This window comes from Leptolyngbya cf. ectocarpi LEGE 11479, assembly GCF_015207065.1.
Taxonomy (GTDB): Bacteria; Cyanobacteriota; Cyanobacteriia; order Phormidesmidales; family Phormidesmidaceae; genus Leptothoe; species Leptothoe ectocarpi.
In genome coordinates this window covers 1-23,896 of record NZ_JADEXP010000059.1, presented here as the reverse complement: position 1 = coordinate 23,896, position 23,896 = coordinate 1, and the positions used below count along the sequence as shown (strand labels likewise).

Below are 23,896 nucleotides of genomic sequence, written 5' to 3'. Positions count from 1 at the left end.
GAACATCAATAGAACCTACTAGTATCTTGATTTGACCAAATAAATTATCAATATTTTCTAAATGTTGAACGCTAACTGAAACCGGAATAGCATTACTACCTAGCTTGTTAGCGGCTTCTTGTAGTCGAGTCTCATTTTGTCCAGTGATAATAACGTTGGCACCTTCTTTGATAAAAAGTTGTGCAGTTGCCAATCCAATACCAGATGTACCACCGGTAATCACTGCTGTCTTTCCATTCAATCGAGTCATAGTCTCTATTTCCATTTTATCTACAAACTACGATAATTATCCTATGAAGGAGAAAAAGTATGTTCTGTTGTTATCTTGCTATGGTAGTTCTATCTTTGTGGAGGGTTAGTCGTCAGGCACAATGGTAACGATGTACCTGACTCTAGCCGCGAGAGTAGCTCAAACTGAAGTTTGGAATGATTATTCTGGGCTAATAACTCATTGAGTAAATAGTTAAGCCGATCGACCTCGCTGACAATTATTGTGATTTTATTGTTGACTGCAGGGGATAGTTGGGTGCGTTGGCAAGATTCAAGGCCTACTCTGATAACGGTTAGCGCATTACGGGCTTCATGCTTGGTGGACGCTAAACGACTACCAAAGTCAGCACTATTAAGCGATGGGCCTAACTCTAATTCATCTCTGGTAGATAGCTGAGATTGTATGTTCATGATTTTCAGCTTCAATGAAGCTCATTTGTTCACATTGAAATTTAGGACTCTTGATCAATAAACTTAGCTGGCTTTGAGCATATAAAGTAAGGACAAAGGCTTTCTACTATATTCTTGTTGAAAAGTATTCGTTTCTTGTTAAAGGAGCTATTTTTTGGTATCTGCTGATATTGCCTGATGGCATTCGAATATTCATGACTGAGATGCTTTTCAAGTCTATATAAAAGCCTAAATTTTTCGTTTTTTATCCTCTTGGAAACTACCGATAGGCTTTTTTTGATTAGATTCAACATGTTGAATGGGTATGTAACCGTTGATATCTGAGTTTTATCAGTCTTTAGAGTCAGAGTATTTCAAAAAATGGCACTTTCAAGATCTGACTATTATTTTATGAGAGCATTTTCGTGGCGCAAGATCTTATAATTTCTAAATTATAAAAGACGTTATTCAAAAGTAGTCACTATCATTGAGAGTCCCTTTACTAAGACCTTGAACGGTATCAAAAGTATGTCAAATCTCTCGACACTTATTAACGGACTGATCAGAGTATTAGCCAGTATCGTTGTCTTAAGAGCTAAGGTTCGTTGTTTTATATGGTCTTTGGGAGTATCACCCAAAAGTATGCTCAAGTCTTTGCTAGATGGCGATCATCATCTGCTAGACCATATCTCAGATGACTTGGCTGAGGCTATCAACAAGCGCGGAGGAACCATCCCATGTCATTATTCACAGCTTTTGAAACTGTCCTCAATCAGTGAGGAGGAACCATCTATAACCGCTCCTAAATCTGTTATGGATCAATTATTAGCCGATCATCAACAAGTTGTTCGAGATCTTGATTTTTTAATAATTCTACTCCAACAAGATAATGACCAGCCCATTGAGAGGCTTTTGCAAAACCTCTTAGAAAGAGTTAATTCTGGAATGTTAAATTTGAATCAGGCTATTTCCATCTTGAACATTCAATGAAATTTAAGCCTGGTAACGATAACACCTTCTTATCTTATCTGAGTACTCCCGGTGTTATTCCAAGCCGTTTCTTAAAGGTCGTTGTCATATGTGATTGAGAACTAAAGCCGGTGTCATAGGCGATCTCAGCCAGAGACAGTTGACTATTTTCGATTAATTTGCGGGCAGATGCAATTCGACGTTCTAAAACGTAGGCATAGGGAGACACTCCCATTTTTGCCTTAAATGACCGGGAAAACCGATACTGGTCCATATTGGCCAAGCAAGCTAGTTCTTTAAGCGAGATATTTTGAGCTAGATTCTCTTCTATGTAATCGCACACTAGCTTAATGCTTGGAGAGGAGAGCTGCGATGGTATATCTTCATATTGGTTATACAATCCTACCATCAGATTATGGAGCAACAGCGTACATAGGGTTTCTGCATAAAGCTGACTGCGCCCTGCCGGTTGGAGAATAAAGCGTCGCAGGAGACTACCCAGTGCTGCGTTGTCTGGATGATGAAAATCATAGATGGGGCGTATCTGGGTTTCTGAACAGTTAGCTGCGTCCATTGCCTCTACAAACAGGGCATCCTTAATGGAAAATGCTAGAAACTCAGAATTGATCTTGCCTGTTTGCGATTTAACGGTCGTATTCTTTGGCGAGAAGGTGATTGACCCCGCTGTTAACTGACGTTTCTGTAGGCGATCGCTGTTGAGTGCGATGGAGTAGTGGCGGGGGCCTAATTGCAATGAAAAAACCTGTCCAGGACAGGCAAAATTGACGGAGAATGGATCGGCTGTGTTTAAGTCTAGGGTAATCTGATCAGTTTCAAACCGATTGCCCAGGCAAGGCATTTCATCCTTCGGTTGTAAGTCAAGATCGTAATGGCGCATTTTACTGGTGACATAAGCTAAGTGAACACATTGGATTTAGCTAGATAACAGGAGTCTTATTTGCTTGAGACGTTGACTTATTGACCTCTACGGTAGGCTTTAGGCGTGGTGCCTGTGAGTTGACGAAAGTGCTTAGATAGATGGCTTTGGTTGGCAAAGCCGCACTCTAGGGAAATGTCAGATATGGCTACCTGCCGATCTCGTCTCAACAGTTGTTTAGCTCGCTCCACCCGTTGCCGAATCACATATTGATAGGGCGGGATCCCCATAGACTGTCGAAATAAACGACAGAAATAATATTGACTCATGCCTAAGAGAGTAGCAATATCAGCTAGCTTAATTGTCTGGTCAAGGTTAGCTTGAATATAATCAATCGCCTGCTTAAGCTGGTAGCGTGAGAGGCCATCTTCATAGTCACGGACGATGGGGTTATCCGTTGCATAATTCTGAATCAGGTGAACAGCGAGAGTATTAGCAAGAGATTCAGCATGGAGATGTCCATATTGATCGTCTTCTGCACTAGCATCTTTGACGAGACAACGGCCAATCTGATGAATCAGTGGATCCCTGAGGGGAGGAGATGGTAAAAAGTGGATGCGATCTGTATTCATCGACTCATAAACAGCCTGGGTCACAAAATCAGAACCGAGATAGATTGCAATCCACAACATGTCTTGTTGAATACGACCTTGATGAGGCACGCCTTTGGGAACGACCGCAACTTGCCCACCACCAGTAAATGAATGGGTTCTGGGAGCCCCATCAAAGTCATACCTCACTGTATTGTGTCCGGTCAGTTGAATAGCAATTAGATGCCTGTCATAGGCAACCACTGGGGATTCACCAGGGGAGGTTTGATGCTGTTCTATCTCAAAACCTTGCCAGGATTTACTGATGCTAGAGCACAGTAAATCCTCAGGACATAAATTGCCATATCGATCTATTTTTCGAGGCTGCAATGCCGAAGACGTTACCTGGGCCATTTCTATCTATCTCTTTCGGTAGGCTTTGGGGCTGGTGCCTGTGAGTTGACGAAAGTGTTTAGACAAATGGCTTTGGTTGGCGAAGCCGCAGTCTAAGGCAGCGTCAGATATTGCCACTTGCCGATCTCGTCTCAATAATTGCTTAGCCTGCTCTACCCGCTGCCAAATTACATATTGATAGGGGGGATCCCTATGGACTGATGAAACAACCGGCAGAAACAATACTGACTCATCTTAGATATATGGTTCGAAGCTAACCATACATCAAGCCATTCATAAAAGTCTGTGGTTAAAAATGGGAAATTGTGGGGAAAATTTCAATCTACGTAAAATTACAGTTGCGTACTGAGTGCTACTGGTATTCGTAGCACCTTTACCTAAAACTGTTGGTCTATAGAGCTTTCAAAGCTTACACGTTTGATCTAGCTATTGGTGCGATCGCATTCCCCAAGCCACAGCCCCATAGATCGTTTTTCATAACATGATGACAGCAAGATCATAGTCATTTCTACAAGAATAGAGAAGATAGGCAATACGCATCGTCATAGAATTACCTTGCTCAGGTCAATCATTTGAGCTAAACCACTAAACTGACCGCCGCTGCATTTTTATGAACAATCATTTACATATAGATAACAGTGACGAAGATTCACAACTGTTCAAAAAAGTCAGGGTCTATCCCACTCACCACGACCTACCTGAAGATATCCGAGTTCAGGTCACTGAATTACTCAACCAAACCCTATTCACAACCCTCGACTTAAAAAGCCAAGTCAAACAGGCCCATTGGAACGTTAAAGGAATGAACTTTCACCAGCTGCACAATCTCTTTGACGAGATTGCCGCACCGCTAGAAACCTATATCGATATGGTTGCCGAGCGAATCACAAGCTTAGGGAGTACCGCCATGGGAACTGTTCGAATAGCTGCCCGATATTCAGAGCTACCGGAATATAATCTGGACAGCGTCAATGGTAAGGAACATCTGGCTACCCTCGCTGAACGCCTTGCTATCTATGCAAAACTGTTAAGAACCGCCATTGAACAAACTGCCGATCTAGGAGATGCCGACACATCAGATCTTTATACTGAAATATCTCGTACCATTGATAAATCTTTGTGGCTGCTGGACTCTCACTTGCAGGCTAACTAACCAGAAGACTAAGCTAGTTTCTATCTAACCTAACGGTAGTTTTTTTATAGCGTCTCTCGTTTTGATGAGGTGAGGCTATAGTGCGAGTCACCAAAACTTGCGCTAGTGTCTATTCTCCCGATACAACGTCAAGGGGGCTGTCAAAACCCATATTGATACTGTTGATTATATTTTATGGTCCGACCAACCTCGATGGGCTGTAGATACTGTTGTAACACTCTCAAGACACGCGCTTCTTGAATGGGCTTTTTCAACAGTGTCGAAGCACCCGCAGCCTTGGCACGCATGCGGTCTACAACGCTATCGTTATTGCTCATAATGATAACAGGGGTATTTTCAATATCGGAGATGCGACGAACCCTAGTACACAGTTCATAACCGTCAACGACAGGCATTCTGGCGCTTAATAAAATAAGCCGAGGCTGAAATTTCACTAATAACGGTAGAGCCTGAAAAGAGTCGGTATAGCTGGCATAGGTATAACCAGCATCCTGAGAAATTTTAGCCACCGCGTGACTGTCCACTAAGTTGTTATCAATATAAAATATCATCGGTCCAGCCGATACTTGTTTTTGACAAGATTTATAGGTTGAAATATCTATATTTAACGTTTTTCTCTGCAGAGGTGTAGCACTATTCACGTTCCGCAATTCTTCTTTTTGAACGTGACTCTGCTGGCTAACGGACCTATCCTGAGTATCTGTGTCCACATCTATAGCAACTGACAATCCCTTTAACAAGGCTTCAATCTTACCTAAAAGAGATTTGATATTAATTGGTTTCAAGCTATAGCCATCATAGTGAGAATCAGATAACATTGCCAACTCTGTAAGTGAGATGGGTGTTGTCAAGATAATAACCGGTATTTTCTGAGTGACTGTAGATTCCTTCAGAATTCTAGCTACTTGCCAGCCATTGATCATGGGTAACTCCGTACCTACTAAGATTAAGTCTGGAGAGGCGGTAATAGCCAATACAATGCCCTGATCTCCTCCCTCAGTAGACGTAATCACATCATAACCCTTACGTTTAAGCTGTTGCTCTAGAATTCTGCAGCTCAGCTCATTTTTTTCTATCAACAGAATTCTGGGCATGAAGTACCTCATGTATAATTTTGTCTATAAATGCAGGTGAGTTAACCCATAAGAATGAGGAATAGCAAAGCCTGATTAATTATTTATTCCTAACTTAGGCCATCTATCATGAATTTAATGACTTAATTCTGCAATGCCCGTAACTATTGGCCACAAAATCCCACTTTATCTAACGAAAAAGGTTGTGTGTGATTGTGTGGCTTGAGTGATGTTGCCTGACCATAGACTCTCAGTGTTGCGATCGCATTGGATTCATCGATTACTATGAGCCACCAGTAGATACTCATCTTGCGAGGCATCGCTACTGGTGGCTCTAAAGCATTTAAGCGTAGCTAAAGTTGTTGTCCTCTAAATTTAATTGGTCTGGAGTGACATTTTCAACAACAGCAATCAGATTATTGCTGCCTTGGAAAATACCAACACCCGCCCTATCCGCTGTGGCACCCAACCGAAAATCACTCGCTTGACCATGGAGCTGAATCGTATCCTCTCCCATTGTAAAGTCGTTAATAGTGGCAAACTCTTCACGCCGCCAGTAATGGGTTCCGTGATTGCCACCAATGCGGAAGATGTCTTGACCCGCACCCCCGTGAAGCGAGTCTTGACCCGCACCGCCATGCAGAAAGTCGTTGCCTGCATTGCCGTAGAGCGCATCACTGCCGTTGCCGCCATAGAGCCGATCATTACCTAGACCGCCCTGGAGTTGGGCTGGCTCATGCTGGCTACGCAGCACATCATCACCCGCTGTGCCCATGTAGGTGTCCAGCTCAATACCATCAGGGCCATCTGGGGTAGGCACATCTTCAGAGCCCCCATTGTCTGGAGCATCTCCAGGCACGCCATCATGGCCATGTCCTTCATCGGTCGGTATCTCTACATCTGAGGGCACATCATCCGTGTCAGGCCATGGACTATGATCGTGGCCATCGTTCTGACTATCGTTTTCGTCCAATGGCGGTTGAGCAGATGTTGGCGCCAGCTTGAATCCCCCTCCAACAGACTCAGCATAGTCAAAGTAGTATTGTTCATCAACGCTTCCGTCAAATTCAAAGGGGTTATTTTTATCCTTTAGACGGAAGCGAGTCTGCTCTTGGCTAAATTCAAGCCATTCGGTCTCTTGAACCAGCACCTGATTTTGACCGTCGCTGACAAAGAACTGGACATTATCGACATAGGAGAGAATCTGATAGTCAGAACGGCTACCTTCGAACACAACCGTATCGCCAGTGGTTCCTTCTTGGTGGGTGCCAGCATTGACGATGATATCTTCAACACTGGCATAGATCAGATCAGATCCCAGCTGACCATAGAGTCTGTCTGCGCCCTCGCCGCCCATGATAATGTCGTCACCATCGAAGCCCCAGATTTCGTCATTTCCGGCACCGCCATCAAGATGATCCTTGCCATTACCGGTAAAAATCCGATCGTTACCGTTGCCGCCATCGATAGTCCGGTCACCTTTTTCAGCTTTGATATAATCATCGCCGTCGGTGCTGGCTGAACTGCTGTAGTCGATCATGTTTTGCCGATAGAGGGTATTGGCAGAATCCGCCTCTATCAAGCTGGCGTGACTGGCCAACGGGGTTTTTACATCCACCAACCCATCAATATAAGAGCGGTCAAATCCCTCCAAGGTAATCTTCATGGTCCGGGGGGTGTTATCACCGGTTACTCGATCACCCATAAAGAGAGTTAGGGTCGTATAAAGACCGTTAGCGTCCTCGAAAACGCCATAGCGCTGAAGGTGGCTCTCAAGGGTGTCAGCGCTAAGTTCCATTTCAATGCCAAACTCTTGATGTTCGGCGTTGACGATTTGGTGGGTCATATCAAAGACACCGTATTGCCGCTCTCCTAAACCATCCGTTACGGTACCGGCAATATGAACATACATGCTGTCCGGTGAGATGGAAAAGTCAGCGTATTCATCGGGGGTGAACTCAGCGACACCGCTGCTGCTGATATCATTTGATGAGAAAATCTCAGGTGCCCCACCGTTGTCAAACCATTGGTTATTGTTTGTACTGGTGACATCGATCAGGGCGCTTTCACTGTGAGTTTTGGTGGCATCATAGGCATAAAACCCGTTTCCAGTAAAGACCGTATCAAGATTCTCAAAATGCCCACCATTGACAATTAGGCTATCGACCCCTTGAGAGAACTGGATACCGCTAACTCGACGGGACGCATTTTCTGCCCCAATTACCGTTAGGTTTTCAAAGGTGTAGTTATTGGTGGCATACATATTGACGCCATTTCTCTCCACCTCCCAGGCGGTGAAGTCTTCGATATCATTGATCACTTCGTTGTCGAGGTGATTCATGCGGTGATTACTATCAAACCCCCGCTGAACCCCAATGGCGGTATTGCGTTCGAAGTCTAGAATTGCGGGTGCCGTCGGATCGATCCGCTTGGCAAACGGGTCGAAATTGAGCGGCATAGCATCCGGATCGGGATCGATCTGAAGTTGAGCCTCGCGGAAATGCCAAGCCCGAAGAGAGTTCGCTGCAATATTGTCCTGCTGGATGATCAGTCGCGAGACATTTTCAAAGGCGTGCCCTTCGTTGCCAAAATCATTGACGCCCTCACCCGCGCCCGTATTCTCATTCCCACCGATGACTTTGGTGACCAAGTTACTATTCCATTCACCGGCTTCATTCCCAGTTTCGGCAACAATTCCGGCCCCGACAATGTCATAGACAAAGTTGTCGTTGATATTGGCATGGGAGTCATGTTGAACAATCCCCCAACCAGGGCTGCCATGCACCGCATTGCCTTCCAAAATTGCAAGGCTAGATCCATCCGTCGCACCCGTTCGGTGCAGGTGCAGGGAGTAGCGACCGCGAACATTATCGGCCTGGGTCGGGTCAAGGGAAACAACTTTACCATGGTTGTTTTTTGTCGCATCATCGGCGGCAATGGATTTATTGGTGCGCCCCAAATCGGTGAACTCCGCATTGCGAATCACGGCATTCGGGTTATGCATCACCATAACGTGACCGCGCGAGAGCACATCATCCTGATTTTCAATCCCTGAATTCTCGCTGAAGATGCGGATATTGCGGGAGGCATTGCCCACATAAACATCCAGATCGCCATGGCCTTCCGGTGGCACATGATTGTACTCAAGCGCCTCAGACAGGGTAAACGTATTCCCCTCAATCTTCGTGATGGTCACTTCTTCATCTTGGGTAACAAGTTGACCATTTTGGTCTTCACCCAAGTATTTGGTGCCGATTACAACAATCGTGTCACCCACTTGCCAACCACTGGCATCGCCTTCGACGTTAATTGTTGTATCGCCAGCCGTTGCAGCTTCCATGACTAGGTGAGATTCTTTCTCTGCTCCCTGGATCGATACTTTGCCGTGGGTGACAACGCCTCGACTGAGCTGAAGCGGATCAATATCCCGAAAATCAGTAATGGGACCGTTGTCTGCAATCTCGATGGCCGTCGTGAAATGCGCTGGCATCGGATTCTCTTCGGTGCCGATGGTGAGAGTTGAAGCAACATCGGTCATGAGGGTATCTACCTTCATGGCGGTGTCTTGGTCGGTAGCAAAATGTAACTCGCCATTGACCCGCACATAGTGCAGTTCAGGATTACTGCCTGGGGCGACATCATAGGTCACTGAAACGCCTTCGCCAATAAACACATCAGCGTCTTCTCCTGGAATCCGTCCGCCTTCCCATGTGGTTGCGTCAGACCAATTACCATCTGCGATCGCACGATGGGTAGCCTGCTCCGGTGAGAGCAAATCAAAGAGTGCTAAATGCTCACTGTGCTTAGCTGGATCATCTGCATGAACTACATGGTCGTTCGTTCCATGATCATGCACCGCATTGGCATCGCTCACTGTATTGTGAGCCTCCATGCCATTCATTTCGTCTGACACTGTGCTATGTATGTGCGTATTCATATGTTGATTCGCTATTAACATCAGGATTCAAATGCAGTCCTGATTCCGAGATAAATAGGGTAGAAAATATGCTGCTAGAATCTAAACGCTGTCCTCTAACTAACAGCATCTAGGCAACATATAAAGCCAACCACAAAAGGCGGAAAGCAATCAAACTTTGTGAGTATCTACAGTAAAGGCGACTCAATCAAACAAATGCTCTAGACAGGCTTAAGTCAAGCTATGGCTGACTGCGTGATGTATTGCGGGATAGATAAAGACGCATTGTCAGCTACTACAGAAACACAACCGCAGGCTTAAGAAGCCGAACAATTATCTTCTCTTTGATAGAGCAGCTAAATCTTTTAAGCCTTCAAAACAAATTTCAAGCTTTTTGAGCTTAAGCTCTCAAGGGGGCTAAATTAACTTTCTAGCCAGATGACACGCTGTTACAAATAAGCGTTCAAACCTGACAAATAGCACAAGCACATATTGCTGAAAGGCTGGGTAACTCTAGCAATAGAAAATGGCATTGCTAATTTCTGAGATGAATTAACAATCGTAAACTTGAATTGATCGAGGTTCGACGAATTCGTTCATCCCTCATCTCAACAATGCCCAAAAACAATTGTATTTATTCTTCGCACCCTAAGCCTAAGGATATAAGCTTAAAGCTAGAAGCGTCTGTGCCATAGTGTGTGCTCATAGCTCTAATTTGTGGTCTAAGTAGGGTTTGCTGCTAGAGTCATCATCAGTCAGGCCTTAGGCTCACCATAACGATACTTGAGCCTTTAAGGTATGGCTGCACACATCAAATCATGCAATATTGCAACCGTATTTTTGCACAGATCATTGATTGTCACACAAAACTCCACTTTTACCCACAGACAGCCAAAGTTAACGTTTAGTATGCTATTTGGCAATTAATAGAGAGCGATTCTCATGAGCACTGAATGCATGCCACTCACCCACGCAGCCAGAATGTATTTAGCGCAATCGAGACTGTTATGTAACTGACTGCCTGAGCAGGTAAATTCAAGGTTTTTTTATAGAGAGAAGGGAACGAAAAGTTGATGATTTGTTGTCCTAGAAAGTGGTTCATGGGTGGCTAGGTAAAGAGAGTCGGTCTTCCTAGATTCAGCTCCACATTTTGATTACAGGCGTAAAGTATTACTGGCGTACTTTACTCATAAAGCATCTGGTTACTAAGTATTCATTTGTGTCACAGGGCTTTTGAGGGACTGTCTATGTTATCTCGAGATGTAATCAGATATCATTCTAGGAATGTTTACCTCGCTTCTCCTTATTTCAGGCGAGAGCTAAAGCTTCGCTATCAGCCTATATTTTCATTGAAAAGCAAGGACTTATATGGGTTTGAGACCTTAGTATCCTGGCAGTCAAACCGGGCCAAGCTGTATCAAGGGAATTTACATGACTTGATAGCGCAATCTAGATTCTATGAAGAGTATCATCAATGGATGTTCTATGAGGCTTGTCGGCAGATAGAGCTATGGCAAGTGTATCATTCATCTGAAAAAGCGCTGTATCTAGGCATTAATTTATCTGAGAGACAGTTATCATATTCAAAGGTATATAGCTTTGTTGAAGAAATCTTTGAGAAGATTGATTTGGAGCCCACTCAAATACAGTTAGAAATCCCAGCTCAATGGACTGCGAAAAATTTGACAATGGCACGCAAGATTATCACTTACGTAAAGATGCGAAATATGTCTATTTGCATCGATAATTTTGAACCTTCGCCAGCTTTTTTCCAATGTCTGAAAGTTTTACCACCAGTGGATGCCCTGAAGCTAAGTACTCAATGCACTCAACAACTCGCAAAGAGTTCTCAGTGTAGAATGCTTTGCGATGAAATGATAAAAATCGCTGGGATGAGTGATGTTGCGGTTATCTCAAAAGGAATTGAAACGCAAGAACAGCTAAATGCTGTTGAAACTTTAGGCTGCACATATGGCCAAGGGTATTTACTTTCATATCCAATAGAATCACACCAAGCCATAGCCCTTATAGCTAAACAGATACATAAGTTAGTAGTGTATTTGGCGGCAATGGATACACTGCGTAATTTTGCACAAACTTTTTTAGGAGACGTTCTAGTTGCCAAATATTGGCAGGCCACAAAGCCAACAAAGTCGTGGTTAACTTCACTAACTCCTCATAATGAGAAAGAACTACTGCAAAGTTGGAACCAAGAAATTCAGCTAGATTCGCTGCAAGAAGAGGATCTTCGGTGTTGGGCCCATCAATTTATTCGGCGGTGTAGCCAAATAATTAGGGGATTCCATGAACTTCTTCTTCAATCCGAGCTGAGCACAACACAAAAACAACTACTTGGTATATAAATAGGGCTTACTGAACAACTCAATAGAATTGGTTTGGAGTAGGTCTTTTTAACTGTGGGACATCGCTGGCGAGGAATCTGAGATTTGCCTGTTACTAAGATTAGCTGCATCGAAAGATAGATCGCAAGAATCTAACGGAGATTACAAGAACTCGCAAGATTAAAATTGGGTTTTGCCTAACAATCAAATTATGCCGCTCATGGCCAGATTTAGGAGCATACTATCATGTCAAGGAGAGAGTTTCTCAAGTGGGCTTTGGCCGCAGGACTTTCAACCCGTCTAATTGATCGGGGCAAGTCCTGGGCGCAGAATCCTGCCGATACTGCTCAAAAAGCTGATTGGATTCTACATAATGGCCGGATTGTCACCCAGGACGGTCGCCGCTCGTTTGCCAAAGCTGTAGCGATTCAGGGAAATCGATTTCTGGCTGTGGGAACTGAAAAAGAGGTGATGGCCTATCGCAGCGATCGCACCCAGATGACCGACCTCAATGGCCGCACGGTAATTCCGGGCCTGAACGACAGCCATACCCATCTGATTCGCGGCGGACTAAACTACAACCTGGAGCTACGTTGGGATGGGGTACCCTCCCTTACCGATGCCCTGCAAATGTTGAAGGAGCAGGCACTGAGAACGCCTGCCCCCCAGTGGGTGCGGGTGATTGGTGGCTGGAATGAGTTTCAGTTTGCTGAACGCCGGATGCCCACCCTGGCGGAAATCAACGCGGTTTCCCAGGATGTACCCGTTTTTGTCTTACATCTATACGACCGCGCCTTGCTAAACCGGGCCGCACTGCAAGCGCTGGGCATTAATGGCAGGACGCCGCCGCCCCCTAACTCCGTGATTGAAAAGGACAGCAACGGTAACCCCACCGGCATGCTAGTCGCTACACCCAATGCCACCATTCTTTATCAGGCGATTGCCCAGGGGCCAACTCTTGGGGCAGCAGATCAGATCAACTCCTCTCGCCACTATATGCGAGAGATGAACCGTTTAGGCATCACCAGCGTCATTGATGCCGGTGGGGGTGGCCAAAACTATCCCCAGGACTATCAGATTATTGACCAACTCCACAAAGACGGACTGATGACCGTTCGGGTGGCCTATAACCTCTTTACCCAGAACCCAGGGGCGGAGAAAGGCGATTTTGAGCGGTGGATTGACATCGCTAAGCCGGGGCAGGGGGATGACTTTTATCAGCTCAACGGCGCAGGAGAAATGCTGGTCTTCTCGGCAGCGGATTTTGAAGATTTCACTGAGGCCCGCCCCACCCTAGGCGCTGACATGGAAGCCAACCTCACTGAGGTAATCCAACTCCTGGCGGCGAATCGCTGGCCCTTTCGGCTTCATGCCACCTACGATGAATCGATTTCCCGCTTTTTGAACATCTTCGAGACGGTCAACCGCGAAATTCCCTTCGGGGACATGCACTGGATTTTAGACCATGCAGAGACGATTAGCGATCGCAACATAGAGCGGGTTAAAGCCCTTGGTGGCGGCATCGCCATCCAGCATCGCATGGCTTACCAGGGAGAATACTTTATCAACCGCTATGGTGCTGAAGCCGCTGGTCGCACCCCCCCGATTAAGCGAATTATGGCGATGGATGTACCCATCTCCGGCGGCACCGACGGCACTCGAGTGGCCAGCTACAATCCCTGGGTGGGCCTATACTGGCTGGTGTCCGGCAAAACTGTCGGCGGCACCCCGCTCTATCCCGAAGCCAATCGCCTGGATCGGATGGAAGCCTTACGACTCTATACAACCGCTGCCGCCTGGTTCTCAAATCAGGAAGGCAATAAGGGGGCGATTGTGCCGGGGCAGCTAGCTGACTTAGCCGTGCTCTCTGAAGACTTTTTCTCAGTCCCCGAAGATCGGATCAAACACCTCGAATCGGTGCTAACGATTGTGGATGGTAAACCCGTGTACGCTTCGGCCGACTTTAGCTCGCTTTCTCCACCACCGCTGCCGGTTAGCCCTGATTGGTCCCCTGTTAACTATTTCGGCGGATACCACAACGCCTCAAGAATTTTGGTTCCCTCTGCCAATCAGTCCCGACTTGTTTCCCGTAGAGTAATGCCTCAAAATCAACCCATTAACCTGTCGAGCACGGGCAGCCTGTCTCACATCTGGGGTGGCCTGGTTTGTGCCTGTTGCTAATCCCAAAAAAGATGATCAAGGGGGTTGAGTAGTAATGGATGCTGTTTGAGGCCGGAACGTGAGTGTCCTTGGGTCACTTTGGCTTCGCGTACACTGATCCCGACTGGGACAGAGACGACAGTCCGTACGAGAAAATCTGACGTGAATGGTGGGATTTCCCAAGCGTCTTTTTGGGGGTCACTACACCGTGTTCTTCGAGCCAATGAAACCTCTTAAGGAACTCTCAGGACTGGCTCATGTTGGATATTTAGGATGACTGTGATCCTTTCGCCCTCCGCCATGACTTTTTTGACTCGTCCTGTAGCATTTGCGATCGCAGGCTCCATCGCCCTATCGCTGCCGCTGATTACCACGACAGCCTGTGCCCAGACCACAGAGCAGCTGCAGCCGATGACCTTGACACGGCTAGAGCAAATCCTGGAGTCGGAGGTGAGCAATGTTGAGGGGGAAAATGGCCAGTGGCGCTTTAGCGTGGCGGGTCGAGCCGTCATTGTTTTAGCCGATGCCAGTAATGATCGGATGCGGGTATTTAGTCCGGTGGTGCCGGTGGAGGAGCTGACGGCGCAGCAGGTGCAGGCAATGCTGGCGGCTAATTTTCATACGGCCTTAGATGCTCGCTATGCGGTGACCGATGGGGCCGTGGTTGCTGTCTATGTGCATCCGCTGAGCACGTTGCAGGGGGATAATTTTCGCTCCGCTCTCCGTCAGGTGGTGAGCCTAGCAGAAACGTTTGGGTCGTCTTATTCCAGTAATGAGCTGAACTTTGGTCTGCGGCAGCGGCAGCAGCCTAGCGATTTAGAACAAATTTAGTAGCCTCACCAATCCGCCTCACCTCTGTCCGATAACTCCCATCCCCGTACAACCAAAGTAATCGAAACCCAGATCTTGTTTCAGTTACGCCTGTCTCTGGTGACGTAATCTGAAAATACGTCGACGGACACCCATAAAAACTAAGCTCGCTGTCGAACTGCTGCTGAAACTCATGGTGAATATGGCCAAAGACAACTAGTTTGACATGGGAAAATTGCTTAACCAACGTGAGAAACTCGTCAGCATTCTGCACCTGCATTTGGTCTACCCAATCAATGCCAACAGGAACTGGATGATGGTGCAGGGCAAGCAGGGTCGGTTTATGAGGCTGGCTTTGTAGATAGGTTTGGAGCTGCTGTAACTCTTGAGAAGACAGATAACCTTCACCAAATTTGGCATGTAGAAGAACAGAATCTAGCAGAATCATCTGCCAGGGACCTAAATCGACGGATGTTAACCCCTGATTGCGGGGTAAATCCTGCAATGCCTGCCGCAGGGTGGGGAGACAATCATGGTTGCCTGGCAGCCAGTATGTAGGCAGACCCAGCGGTGCGATCTCATCGACTAAATGTCCATATGCTTCGCTGTCCCCCTGTTCTGCTAGATCTCCAGTTAGCAGCAGTCCGTTGGGGCTGCACTGACTGACGGCCTGGAGTACTGTCCTCAAAGAATTCCAAGGATTACAGCCTCTAAGTTCACCCGTGGTCTGAGCCAGTAAATGACTATCGGTAACCTGGGCTAACAGAATAGGATCGCTCATGGTTCTAGCTGCTGGTAATAAACCAGTTTATGGTCAGGGAGTAACTCTGGATGAAAGATCTTAACAAGATCTGCCAGAATTAGGTGGGGGTTAACGGCACCGCTTTCCCAATAGTCGTTGCCGCCAAAGTCATTCATGCGAACATTGTTGTTAAAGACGTTATTTTGTTTGAGGGCATCAAATTTGCCATAGCGGGGGTCGGATGCGATCGCATCCCCATGGCTCAACCAATCCTGACTCACATTCACCCACACATCGGCAGCAGCAGCCTGGTCAAATACCGACTCAAAATCTAACGGAATGGTAACCGTGGAGTCGCTATCTGCCCAAAGATAATCGGCACCGGCATCTTTTAACAACTGGGCTGCATAGCTTTGGCCCCCCGACATATACCAGGTGCCCTCATAGCTAAAACCTGTAAACACTGTGGGGCGTTCTGCCAAGGGGGCTGTTAGCTCCACCAGCGACTCATACTCCGTGGCAATATCCGTAAATATCGCCTGGGCTTGGGCCTCTTGATTAAAAAATAACGCCGTAAATATTAACCATTCAGCCCGCCCCAGGGGAGAGGTTTCCACATATTCCCCCACTAAGGCCACCGGCAGTCCCGCCTGCATAATGCGTCCGTAGCTATCGCTATCGGGGTCGCCGGTCCCGTAGGCCATGACCAAATCAGGACCAGCCACCAGCAGTCTTTCGATGTCGAGAGTTCTACCAGAGTTAAACTCTATTAGCTCACCTTGATCAATCTTTTGACGCACGGCGGGAGCGTATACAAAGTCAAAATTATCCATACCCACCAGGGCTTCTACCTGGCCCAGCAGCTCTAGGTGGGGCAGATAGGTGGTGGAAAGTGTCGCCACCGTCCTAATCGGTACCTGAATCACCTGAGCATTCTCAAAACCGTCTGGAGTCGGCGTACCACACTGAACCAGTACGTACTCAAACGTCTCATCAGCCGCTTTCCATGGCTGAGTCACCGTTACAACCTTGTAGTGATTGTAATAATCGACAGAAAAGCCCGAGGAGTATTCTGGCTGAACCTTGTCAGGGAAATAATCTTTATCGGCCTGATAATCTGTTACACAGGCAGAACTTTGAGAAGGAGGAGAGACAGTAGGTGCCTGTTGGCAACCAGTCGTTACCAACAGGCATGACAAGAAAGCCAGTGACCGCCGCTTAGACCAACCCATGATCTCTCCCCTCCTCTGCACCCTCAAAATGTTCCTCTTATTCCCATCTGGACATTGCGACCCACCCCCGGAAACCCAGGAAATTCCTCAAACTGCTCATCAAAAATGTTGTTGATACTCCCATTTAATGCCCAGCTGTCGTTGAAGGGCAGCCGCACTTTAAAGTCCACGGTTGTGTAGCTATCAAGCTCCTCCAAATTTCCCCGATCGACAAAGACATCGCTAATAGCATTCAACAGCAGCGCCATGTACACCCCATCGCCTGGCTCATAGGCCACCCCCAGATTAAAGCTGTCTGCGCTGGTAAAGGGCACCGAGTTACCATTGTCGGCTGAGTTGGGTCCGTCCTTAATCTCCGGTCGATTCCAGGTATAGTTGGCAAAGGCAAACACCTGATCAAATACCTGATAGTTCAGCTCTGTTTCAATACCGATAGACTCCACCCGGCCAATGTTCTGCGGCGTAAAACTAGCCAGGTCAAAGTTAATGGCATCGTCCACCTCAGTCCGGTAAAAGGTAAACCGCAACAAACCTCGGTCGCCAATTTCTTGGTCAATACCCACATCAAACCCGAGACTTGTTTCAGGGTCTAGGTCAGGATTGTTAAAGGGGGCAAAGAAGAGATCGGCCAGCGTCGGCACCCGAAAATTACGGCCAAAATTAGCGCGCAAGTTAGTCGTATCAGTCAGGGCCACACGGGTACCCAGATTAAATGATGTAAAAGAACCATCGGCAAGATCGTTAAAATCTTGGCGAATACCGGCATTGAGACTAAAACGCGGCGTTATATCCCCCTGATAGCGAGCAAAAATGCCCGTTTGGTTAATGCTGTCATCATAGTTGCTGGTTACAAGACCAGTGAGCAAATCCGTCGTTTCATTCTCGGTTTGGACATTGCGATAGTCTATGCCGTAGGTAATATTTTGATTGTCAGCAAACTGCCAGGCATGCTGTAGCTGACCGCCCCAAGATACTTGCTCAACATTATCCTCTGACGGACTTTCAAAACTGTTGTCCGCGACTGGATCTGTAAAGGTTGTATCAACAAAATCACCAAATACTCGGGCGCTCAGCAGCGAGTCCTCGCCCAAATCTGCTTCATAGGTTAGGTCCAGCAGTAGGTCTTCGGTGTATTGATTGTCATCTGGGGTCAGCCCGTTAAACCCGCCCGAAATGCTACCGGGTACCGGTACCCCACCGGGCACCCCTAAATCTTTGGTCAGATACAGTGCTCCAAACCGGATACGATTGCGCTCATTAATATTGGTCGCCAGCTGCAGGTTCAGGTTGTTGTAGAGCACCTCTGCGTTGGTGCGAGTCCCCTCAAAATCCGTTGTGGCCAGGCTAAAGGGAAAATCATTATTCGAGTCAGTGCGGTTATAGCCCAGGGTCCAGTCCACATTATTAGTGTTGCCGCGTACCTGCAGCGTCTGACTGTTATAGCCAAAGCTACCGATATCTACACCAGCGGTGGTCTCGATACCTTCTGCTTCCAGTGGTCTGCGGGTAATGATATTAATCACGCCGCCGATAGCATTGGAACCATACAGCACCGAGCCGCCACCGGGCAGCACTTCAATTTGTTCTACGGCATCGGTGGTAAAGTTGGCCAGGTCAAAAGCGCCAAAAGCCCCGACCTCGTTAATGGGACGACCATCCAACAAAATCAGCGTTTGAGACGACCCATTACCGCGAATAAACTGACCGCTCTGGCTACCCAGCTGACCGCCTGCCGTACCTGAACTCAGAACACCGGGCAAATAGCGCAGCGCTTCATCTACGGTGCGGGCTCCCTGGGCTTCAATTTGTTCACGGTTGATCACGTAAACGGGCTGTGTGGATTCACGAATGGTGCCTTCACGGCGGAAGGGGGAGTAAACAGGCTGATCGAGAATACTTTCAACCACGTTAATGCGGAGGATACCGTCGTCATCAGCCTGAGCTAAGGTGGGAGAGGCTTCTAGGGCCAGTGTTTCTTCAGCTAATGCAGGGGCTGCGAGTAGAAACGGTAGGAGAGTTAGAGAAACAGGGAGTTTGGACATAGTAGACAAGTTTTTCGGGATGAGGGGAGGCAGTGTATTGAGCAATGACCGATGGATCGCCTATACGGCAATTCCAAAAGGGGATTGAGGGAGATTGGCGAGAGCTATAAAGACTAAAAGATTCTCCCTCGCTTAAAAAGGGAATAACATCTAGACTCTATGGAGGATCGGTAACTTTTCCTAGCTTAAAATTCCTCTACCTAGGAGAGAGTTTGAGGAAGAAAATTCACCTAGGAGATGTATCTTTTAGATGCTAGGGCCAAGCTACTCTGGCAGTGTCGTACAGAGCCGCTGATGATAGGGTTGCGATCGCAGCCCAAGCTGAGCAAAAAATACTTGATTCACTATCCGTACCTCGCAGATGTTTTGGGGGACATAGCATCGGCGGGCATTCTGACTGAGAGGCATAAACCAAAGGTAAACCTCTTTCACAGCTGCGGGACAGTGGCAGATTTTCACTGCGCTTTCCCCATTAATTCCAGTGGCTGTTCCCCACTAGAACCGATACAGTGGTGAGATCATATCACACCGTTCAAATCTAAAAGATTCAGATTTAGTAATCCCGCCATTCCGCAGCCTATGTTGACCCTTGAAGCCTCCTACTCGACCCTATGTCCATCTGAGCTGCTGGCAAAAGTTGTACCGCACTATAGTATCCCTGCTCCCGACACCTGTGAGTTTTGGCATCGAGGTCTCAATGATACGTATAAATTATCTGCAGGGAAAGAGAGTTTTATGTTGCGCGTATATCGACAGGGTTGGCGATCGCGCTCAGAAATAGAATTTGAGCTGGAAGTACTATTGTATTTACAGCAAAAAGGTGCTCATGTTGCCGTGCCGGTGGCCAGAAAAGACGGTGAATTTATCACCTCCATTCTAGCTCCAGAAGGCGAACGGTATGTGATGATCACTCAGTATGCTCAGGGCGATATTTTACGATTTGACGATGCCAAAGATGCTGTTATATTTGGCCAGGCTGCGGCAGACATACACTGTTGCTCAGCTAGGTTTAGGCCAACGTCTAAGCGCTTTCAGCTCGATCTAAATCACCTGCTTAATGAACCCCTAGCACATATCCAACCTTACTTGATCCATAGACCTGCAGACTGGGAGTTTTTAAATGAGTTAGCGACCAGGATATCGAGCCTAGTGAATTCAGTCGGTACAGACAACCTTGACTATGGATTTTGCCACGGAGACTTTCATGGAGAGAATGCCCACGCAAGTGAGGGAACAGTCACACACTTTGATTTCGACTGCTGTGGGTTTGGCTGGCGTATCTATGATCTAGCTACATTTAAATGGGTAATCAGACTTCTAGACAAAGAAGAGCAGCTGTGGTCTGGGTTTCTAGAGAGTTATCAATCAAAAAGAGAGATATCTGATCTAGATTTAAGTTTAATGGAGCCCTTTATCGCCATTCGAGATGTTTGGCTTTTAGGCGTACATGCAGAAAATGCCCCAGATTTTGCTAAAGGTCGGCTCAATGATCGGCATATGGATTTTCATATCAACTTTCTCAGACAGGTATCTGAAGCGATCGACTACTCAACAACGTGAATAACCTTAAAAATCTGCTCAGGAGATTTGGTGGCCGTCACCGTATCCCAGTTTAGACCCGCTAAAAACTGCTCAGGCGCAACTGTCTCTACCACATCCACTCCCCATTCGCCAGGCTGCAGTGACGTTGGAGACGTGCCCATGGCTGGGGTGGTTTTGACCCCGCCGAGTAGCATCACCGTGTGACTGCTCACCGTTTTGTCTGGCTCGGCCAATCGTTGAGAACCCAGGCTTTGAGCACACAGTTTGGCTACATCGGTAGGTGATTTTTGCTGGGCATCAAATAGAACTTCAACCATCCAGTGGGGATTATCAACGGCGCTGCATTGAACATCGGAATAAGCTGCTAAACCCGTAATAAAAATATTAGCAAAGTCGTCACGGCTCAGTAGGGACACTGTGCCTTTGGGGAGTGTGCAGTTGTGGGAAAGGAGCATCCGGGTTGTTGATGTCATAGGTGCCTGTAGGAAGGGGGGCCTTAAATAGGATATCAGCGGTATGCAGTGACGGCGACACCCTGAACACAGTCAAACTGGGAATAATGCCTTATTATTTTCAGGCTTTCCATTTTTCAGACTATCAATGACTGAGACCCTCAAACTAGCCGTTAACGGCACCCTTATGCGCGGCCTTGCTCTCAACCCTAACCTGCTCAATGTAGATGCCACATTTGAACGAGATGCCAAGACAGAGCCTAGCTATCGCCTTTGGACCATAGACGATAACTATCCTGCTATGATCAAAGTTAAAACGGGCGGTGTCGCTGTTGCGGTCGAAGTGTGGCATGTGCCCTTGGCCGGGTTGGGTATTATTCTCTCTCAGGAGCCGCCAGGTTTGGCCATTGGCAAAGTCAAGCTTCACGATGGGGAAGAGGTTTTGGGGGTGATTGGAGAACCGCTAACGGTAGATGGGAAAAAAGAAATCACCCAATATGGCGGCTGGCGGGCTTATATAGAGACTGTTTAGTCAGCAACAGCTAATCGCTTCGATGAGATTTGAGACTGAGCATCGCTACTCCGATGCTTACTAGACCAATGCCGATAATCTGTTGTCGCTGTAGCGTCTCCTGCAACACCCACCAGGCAAAGAGAGTGGTCAATGCAGGAGTACTGGCGCTGAGGAGTGCCGTTAATGAGGCCCCAATCAAACGAATGCCAGAGTTATTCAAAACATAGGCAATCAGGGTGAGGATGGCCGAGAACAGTGTCATGACCAGGACGGGGGGCCATGCCGCAGCGGTGATAGTAACTGACTGATTGACCAGCAGCGTCAGACCGGCTAGCGCTGCCACCAAGGCAAATGTCACCAACGAAAAGGGGATAGGATGGAGTCCTTGGTGAGATCGCTGGGCTTTGAGCGAGAGTTCTGCAACAATACCGTACAGCCCAAAACTCAGTCCGGCTCCGAGGGCACATAGGCCACCCAGAACTGGATTTACCGCCACCTCAGACCCGAATGTGAGGGTGGTGAGTAGCACCCCTGCGAAAATAATCACCATGAGCCATAGCTGATAGGCTCGAGGAGCCTGGCGAAAAAACTGCCACGCCAGCAGAACCGTAATGGCTGGATAGATAAAGAATGTTGCGATCGCAACTCCCGCCGCCACCTGACTCAGGGCCGTATAAAGCAGCGTCAACCCCAAAAACAAACATACACCGCTAGCCACCACCGTACCCAGAAGTTTGGGCTTTCTAGGCAGTGCTAGAAGAACACCATACGTCTTAGGATATAGCCAGGGAGCCAGCCCCGCCAGCAGCAGCGCCATGACCGCCATGCGCATGGCCAACAGTAGTACAACATTGCCCAGCTGCGGAGTCACAAACCCACCAAACGAAATCTGACCAAACAACAGACTAGACGTAAAAAACAACCGTAAGATTACATTCTGCAGCGATAGCGCCAGGGCACTGACTAAAACGAAACCAATGCCTAACAGTTTGGTAGAACGAGGTGGCAGCATCAAAACATATCAGGCTGGAGTGGATAATGACAGGCCACCTGATGATAGTCGTTAACGGATTGCAATTCCGGCGCCGTTTGCTCGCACCGCTCGTCTCCTTTTGGGCAGCGGCCATACAGACGACAAACATGGGGCGATGGATTAATTGGGCTGCGGGGTTCTCCCGTCAAAGGAATCCGTTGAGGACTCGCCTCAAACGAAGGAATAGCAGAGATCAGCGCCTGGGTGTAAGGATGCCGGGGCCGCAGAAAAACATCATCCACCGGCCCCGTTTCCACCAGCTTACCCAGGTACATCACCAAGATGCGATCGCACAGCAACCTCACAACATTCAGATCGTGGGAAATAAACAAATAGCTCATATTCAGCTGCTGCCTTAGATCCGCCAGCAAATGCAAAATCACCGCCTGCACCGACACATCCAGCGCCGACGTCGGCTCATCCAAAATCAGCAACGTAGGATTGAGTGCAATTGCCCGCGCAATCCCCACCCGCGCCTTTTGCCCCCCAGACAGCTGATGCGGAAACCGACTCAGCAACTCCTGCGGTAAACCCACCTGCAGAGCCAGTTCAGATGCCCGCTGCCGAAGCTGCTGGCGATCCCGCTTTGACCCCAAACGCCGGATCGGTTCCGTAATCGTATCAAACGCCGTAAAACGCGGGTTAAGACTATCACTCGGATCCTGAAACACCATCTGCAGCTTCGCCCGATGGGAACTATGGGCAAAGTCTCCCACCGACACCTGACCAATATCAGCCCCATTAAAGACAATACTCCCAGCCGTAGGCTCCAGCAACCGTGAGATTAAGCGAATCAACGTAGACTTACCGCATCCAGACTCTCCTACGAGGCCAACACTCTCCCCCGGCTGAATCGTGAGACTCAGGCCATCCACAGCATGAAGAGATCGCGCTCCAGACCCACCTGGAAACCAGCCAGGAGTTTTAGAAGCAACAGAAAAGTGTCTCGTGAGATTAGTAACTTCAAGCATAGGGAAATAAAAAACTAGTCAGGATAAAGCAGAAGAAAGAGAGTTAGTTTAAAAGTCGAAGAGTAGCTTGAGATATCGAGCCCTCATCCTAAATCCTTCTCCCCAGGGAGAAGGACTTTGAAGTCGGCTCCGGAAATATAAAAATCATAGCGGTGGGACAATATTTACCCTAAACCCCACCGTAACTCCGCCCTTACCGAAATATTCGCCACAAACAACAACCCCTTTCGGGGGGTGTGGGGGAGTCTAGGCCCCCACGAACAGGAGAGTTTCAGGGAGGAAAGCCCTGAGCAACCCCTCTAGCTATTTACCGTGTGCATAAATCTCGAGCTAGAGCCTAAAATCCTGCATTACCCCCCTTAGTCCCCCTTACCAAGGAGGGAAACTCAGTCCCCATCCAAAGG

22 protein-coding genes and 1 riboswitch are annotated in these 23,896 nt (G+C 47.6%); of the genes, 7 read left to right on the top strand and 15 right to left on the bottom strand.

Annotated elements, in window-relative coordinates:
* Window positions 1-250, bottom strand: a 250-nt coding sequence (locus IQ260_RS09100) for an SDR family NAD(P)-dependent oxidoreductase (RefSeq protein WP_193992788.1), incomplete at its 3' end; no start/stop codon positions are given.
* A gap of 89 nt (window positions 251-339) precedes the next feature.
* Window positions 340-681 (bottom strand): histidine kinase dimerization/phospho-acceptor domain-containing protein, encoded by a 342-nt coding sequence (locus tag IQ260_RS09095; protein ID WP_193992787.1) that lies wholly within the window; start codon window positions 679-681, stop codon window positions 340-342.
* A gap of 621 nt (window positions 682-1,302) precedes the next feature.
* Here IQ260_RS09095 and IQ260_RS09090 point away from each other — a divergent pair.
* A complete protein-coding gene (locus IQ260_RS09090) occupies window positions 1,303-1,650 on the top strand; it encodes a ferritin-like domain-containing protein (protein WP_228015755.1) in 348 nt (115 codons plus the stop codon).
* A 34-nt stretch (window positions 1,651-1,684) separates the two neighbouring features.
* Here IQ260_RS09090 and IQ260_RS09085 read toward each other — a convergent pair whose 3' ends face one another.
* The 3 genes from IQ260_RS09085 to IQ260_RS31855 all read right to left on the bottom strand — a co-directional run bounded on the left by IQ260_RS09085 (window position 1,685) and on the right by IQ260_RS31855 (window position 3,732).
* On the bottom strand, window positions 1,685-2,527 hold the full coding sequence (locus IQ260_RS09085; RefSeq protein ID WP_193992785.1) for a helix-turn-helix domain-containing protein: 843 nt from the start codon (window positions 2,525-2,527) through the stop codon (window positions 1,685-1,687).
* A gap of 77 nt (window positions 2,528-2,604) precedes the next feature.
* Entirely contained in the window at window positions 2,605-3,510 is a 906-nt protein-coding gene (locus IQ260_RS09080; RefSeq protein ID WP_193992784.1) for an AraC family transcriptional regulator, read from the bottom strand.
* 6 nt (window positions 3,511-3,516) lie between these two features.
* The gene (locus IQ260_RS31855; protein WP_228015754.1) at window positions 3,517-3,732 is read right to left on the bottom strand and encodes a helix-turn-helix domain-containing protein; all 216 of its coding nucleotides are present in this window, start codon (window positions 3,730-3,732) and stop codon (window positions 3,517-3,519) included.
* 388 nt (window positions 3,733-4,120) lie between these two features.
* Here IQ260_RS31855 and dps point away from each other — a divergent pair, with 388 nt between their 5' ends.
* Window positions 4,121-4,663 carry a DNA starvation/stationary phase protection protein Dps gene (dps, locus tag IQ260_RS09070; protein ID WP_193992783.1) on the top strand — a complete coding sequence of 181 codons (543 nt, stop codon included), beginning with the start codon at window positions 4,121-4,123 and terminating at the stop codon, window positions 4,661-4,663.
* Between the two features lie 140 nt (window positions 4,664-4,803).
* On the opposite strand, the gene IQ260_RS09065 is transcribed toward dps, so the two are convergent.
* The 3 genes from IQ260_RS09065 to IQ260_RS09055 form a co-directional block, all read right to left on the bottom strand.
* Window positions 4,804-5,757, bottom strand: coding sequence for a response regulator (locus IQ260_RS09065; protein ID WP_193992782.1), 954 nt, complete (start codon window positions 5,755-5,757; stop codon window positions 4,804-4,806).
* Between the two features lie 143 nt (window positions 5,758-5,900).
* The gene (locus tag IQ260_RS09060; protein ID WP_193992781.1) at window positions 5,901-6,056 is read right to left on the bottom strand and encodes a hypothetical protein; all 156 of its coding nucleotides are present in this window, start codon (window positions 6,054-6,056) and stop codon (window positions 5,901-5,903) included.
* A gap of 23 nt (window positions 6,057-6,079) precedes the next feature.
* On the bottom strand, window positions 6,080-9,673 hold the full coding sequence (locus IQ260_RS09055) for a G8 domain-containing protein (RefSeq protein WP_193992780.1): 3,594 nt from the start codon (window positions 9,671-9,673) through the stop codon (window positions 6,080-6,082).
* 1,226 nt (window positions 9,674-10,899) lie between these two features.
* Here IQ260_RS09055 and IQ260_RS09050 point away from each other — a divergent pair.
* Together IQ260_RS09050 and IQ260_RS09045 are read left to right on the top strand one after the other, a co-directional pair.
* Window positions 10,900-12,015: an EAL domain-containing protein gene (locus IQ260_RS09050; RefSeq protein WP_193992779.1), complete on the top strand. Its 1,116-nt coding sequence runs from the start codon at window positions 10,900-10,902 to the stop codon at window positions 12,013-12,015.
* Between the two features lie 225 nt (window positions 12,016-12,240).
* Complete coding sequence (locus IQ260_RS09045; RefSeq protein WP_193992778.1) at window positions 12,241-14,175, top strand: amidohydrolase; 1,935 nt, start codon at window positions 12,241-12,243, stop codon at window positions 14,173-14,175.
* A 15-nt stretch (window positions 14,176-14,190) separates the two neighbouring features.
* Here the strand turns inward: IQ260_RS09045 and IQ260_RS31455 are convergent, their stop codons facing one another.
* On the bottom strand, window positions 14,191-14,337 hold the full coding sequence (locus IQ260_RS31455; protein ID WP_193992777.1) for a transposase: 147 nt from the start codon (window positions 14,335-14,337) through the stop codon (window positions 14,191-14,193).
* A gap of 90 nt (window positions 14,338-14,427) precedes the next feature.
* On the opposite strand from IQ260_RS31455, the gene IQ260_RS09035 reads away from it, so the two are divergent.
* On the top strand, window positions 14,428-14,985 hold the full coding sequence (locus tag IQ260_RS09035; RefSeq protein WP_193992776.1) for a type III secretion system chaperone: 558 nt from the start codon (window positions 14,428-14,430) through the stop codon (window positions 14,983-14,985).
* Here the strand turns inward: IQ260_RS09035 and IQ260_RS09030 are convergent.
* The 3 genes from IQ260_RS09030 to IQ260_RS09020 are packed head-to-tail and all read right to left on the bottom strand — an operon-like array spanning window position 14,963 to window position 18,980.
* Window positions 14,963-15,745 carry a metallophosphoesterase gene (locus IQ260_RS09030; RefSeq protein ID WP_193992775.1) on the bottom strand — a complete coding sequence of 261 codons (783 nt, stop codon included), beginning with the start codon at window positions 15,743-15,745 and terminating at the stop codon, window positions 14,963-14,965. The two genes, IQ260_RS09035 and IQ260_RS09030, sit on opposite strands and share 23 nt — an antisense overlap.
* A complete protein-coding gene (locus IQ260_RS09025; protein ID WP_193992774.1) occupies window positions 15,742-16,938 on the bottom strand; it encodes an ABC transporter substrate-binding protein in 1,197 nt (398 codons plus the stop codon). Before IQ260_RS09025 ends, IQ260_RS09030 begins: the two co-directional genes overlap by 4 nt.
* 23 nt (window positions 16,939-16,961) lie before the next feature.
* Entirely contained in the window at window positions 16,962-18,980 is a 2,019-nt protein-coding gene (locus IQ260_RS09020) for a TonB-dependent receptor plug domain-containing protein (protein WP_193992773.1), read from the bottom strand.
* Between the two features lie 366 nt (window positions 18,981-19,346).
* A riboswitch (cobalamin riboswitch) is annotated at window positions 19,347-19,501 on the bottom strand.
* Between the two features lie 58 nt (window positions 19,502-19,559).
* Here IQ260_RS09020 and IQ260_RS09015 point away from each other — a divergent pair.
* Entirely contained in the window at window positions 19,560-20,540 is a 981-nt protein-coding gene (locus tag IQ260_RS09015) for a phosphotransferase enzyme family protein (protein WP_193992772.1), read from the top strand.
* Here the strand turns inward: IQ260_RS09015 and IQ260_RS09010 are convergent.
* The gene (locus IQ260_RS09010; RefSeq protein ID WP_193992771.1) at window positions 20,525-20,995 is read right to left on the bottom strand and encodes a DUF2656 family protein; all 471 of its coding nucleotides are present in this window, start codon (window positions 20,993-20,995) and stop codon (window positions 20,525-20,527) included. The two genes, IQ260_RS09015 and IQ260_RS09010, sit on opposite strands and share 16 nt — an antisense overlap.
* A gap of 127 nt (window positions 20,996-21,122) precedes the next feature.
* Between IQ260_RS09010 and IQ260_RS09005 the strand changes: the two genes are divergently transcribed.
* Entirely contained in the window at window positions 21,123-21,506 is a 384-nt protein-coding gene (locus IQ260_RS09005) for an allophanate hydrolase-related protein (RefSeq protein ID WP_193992770.1), read from the top strand.
* 10 nt (window positions 21,507-21,516) lie between these two features.
* On the opposite strand, the gene IQ260_RS09000 is transcribed toward IQ260_RS09005, so the two are convergent.
* Together IQ260_RS09000 and IQ260_RS08995 are read right to left on the bottom strand one after the other, a co-directional pair.
* Complete coding sequence (locus IQ260_RS09000) at window positions 21,517-22,500, bottom strand: DMT family transporter (RefSeq protein ID WP_193992769.1); 984 nt, start codon at window positions 22,498-22,500, stop codon at window positions 21,517-21,519.
* Window positions 22,500-23,492, bottom strand: a complete 993-nt coding sequence (locus IQ260_RS08995) for an ABC transporter ATP-binding protein (protein ID WP_193992768.1) — start codon at window positions 23,490-23,492, stop codon at window positions 22,500-22,502. Before IQ260_RS08995 ends, IQ260_RS09000 begins: the two co-directional genes overlap by 1 nt.
* Between the last annotated feature and the right edge of the window lie 404 nt (window positions 23,493-23,896).

Bases quoted from the DNA above. Each gene is read 5' to 3' on its own strand.
- IQ260_RS09060 (WP_193992781.1), bottom strand. From the start codon at position 6,056: ATGCCTCGCAAGATGAGTATCTACTGGTGGCTCATAGTAATCGATGAA.
- IQ260_RS09095 (WP_193992787.1), bottom strand. From the start codon at position 681: ATGAACATACAATCTCAGCTATCTACCAGAGATGAATTAGAGTTAGGC.
- IQ260_RS09035 (WP_193992776.1), top strand. From the start codon at position 14,428: ATGACTGTGATCCTTTCGCCCTCCGCCATGACTTTTTTGACTCGTCCT.
- IQ260_RS09030 (WP_193992775.1), bottom strand. From the start codon at position 15,745: ATGAGCGATCCTATTCTGTTAGCCCAGGTTACCGATAGTCATTTACTG.
- IQ260_RS09090 (WP_228015755.1), top strand. From the start codon at position 1,303: ATGCTCAAGTCTTTGCTAGATGGCGATCATCATCTGCTAGACCATATC.
- IQ260_RS09085 (WP_193992785.1), bottom strand. From the start codon at position 2,527: ATGCGCCATTACGATCTTGACTTACAACCGAAGGATGAAATGCCTTGC.
- IQ260_RS09065 (WP_193992782.1), bottom strand. From the start codon at position 5,757: ATGCCCAGAATTCTGTTGATAGAAAAAAATGAGCTGAGCTGCAGAATT.
- IQ260_RS09005 (WP_193992770.1), top strand. From the start codon at position 21,123: ATGACTGAGACCCTCAAACTAGCCGTTAACGGCACCCTTATGCGCGGC.
- dps (WP_193992783.1), top strand. From the start codon at position 4,121: ATGAACAATCATTTACATATAGATAACAGTGACGAAGATTCACAACTG.
- IQ260_RS09055 (WP_193992780.1), bottom strand. From the start codon at position 9,673: ATGAATACGCACATACATAGCACAGTGTCAGACGAAATGAATGGCATG.
- IQ260_RS09050 (WP_193992779.1), top strand. From the start codon at position 10,900: ATGTTATCTCGAGATGTAATCAGATATCATTCTAGGAATGTTTACCTC.
- IQ260_RS09015 (WP_193992772.1), top strand. From the start codon at position 19,560: ATGTTGACCCTTGAAGCCTCCTACTCGACCCTATGTCCATCTGAGCTG.
- IQ260_RS09010 (WP_193992771.1), bottom strand. From the start codon at position 20,995: ATGACATCAACAACCCGGATGCTCCTTTCCCACAACTGCACACTCCCC.
- IQ260_RS09020 (WP_193992773.1), bottom strand. From the start codon at position 18,980: ATGTCCAAACTCCCTGTTTCTCTAACTCTCCTACCGTTTCTACTCGCA.
- IQ260_RS09025 (WP_193992774.1), bottom strand. From the start codon at position 16,938: ATGGGTTGGTCTAAGCGGCGGTCACTGGCTTTCTTGTCATGCCTGTTG.
- IQ260_RS09045 (WP_193992778.1), top strand. From the start codon at position 12,241: ATGTCAAGGAGAGAGTTTCTCAAGTGGGCTTTGGCCGCAGGACTTTCA.
- IQ260_RS08995 (WP_193992768.1), bottom strand. From the start codon at position 23,492: ATGCTTGAAGTTACTAATCTCACGAGACACTTTTCTGTTGCTTCTAAA.
- IQ260_RS09000 (WP_193992769.1), bottom strand. From the start codon at position 22,500: ATGCTGCCACCTCGTTCTACCAAACTGTTAGGCATTGGTTTCGTTTTA.
- IQ260_RS09080 (WP_193992784.1), bottom strand. From the start codon at position 3,510: ATGGCCCAGGTAACGTCTTCGGCATTGCAGCCTCGAAAAATAGATCGA.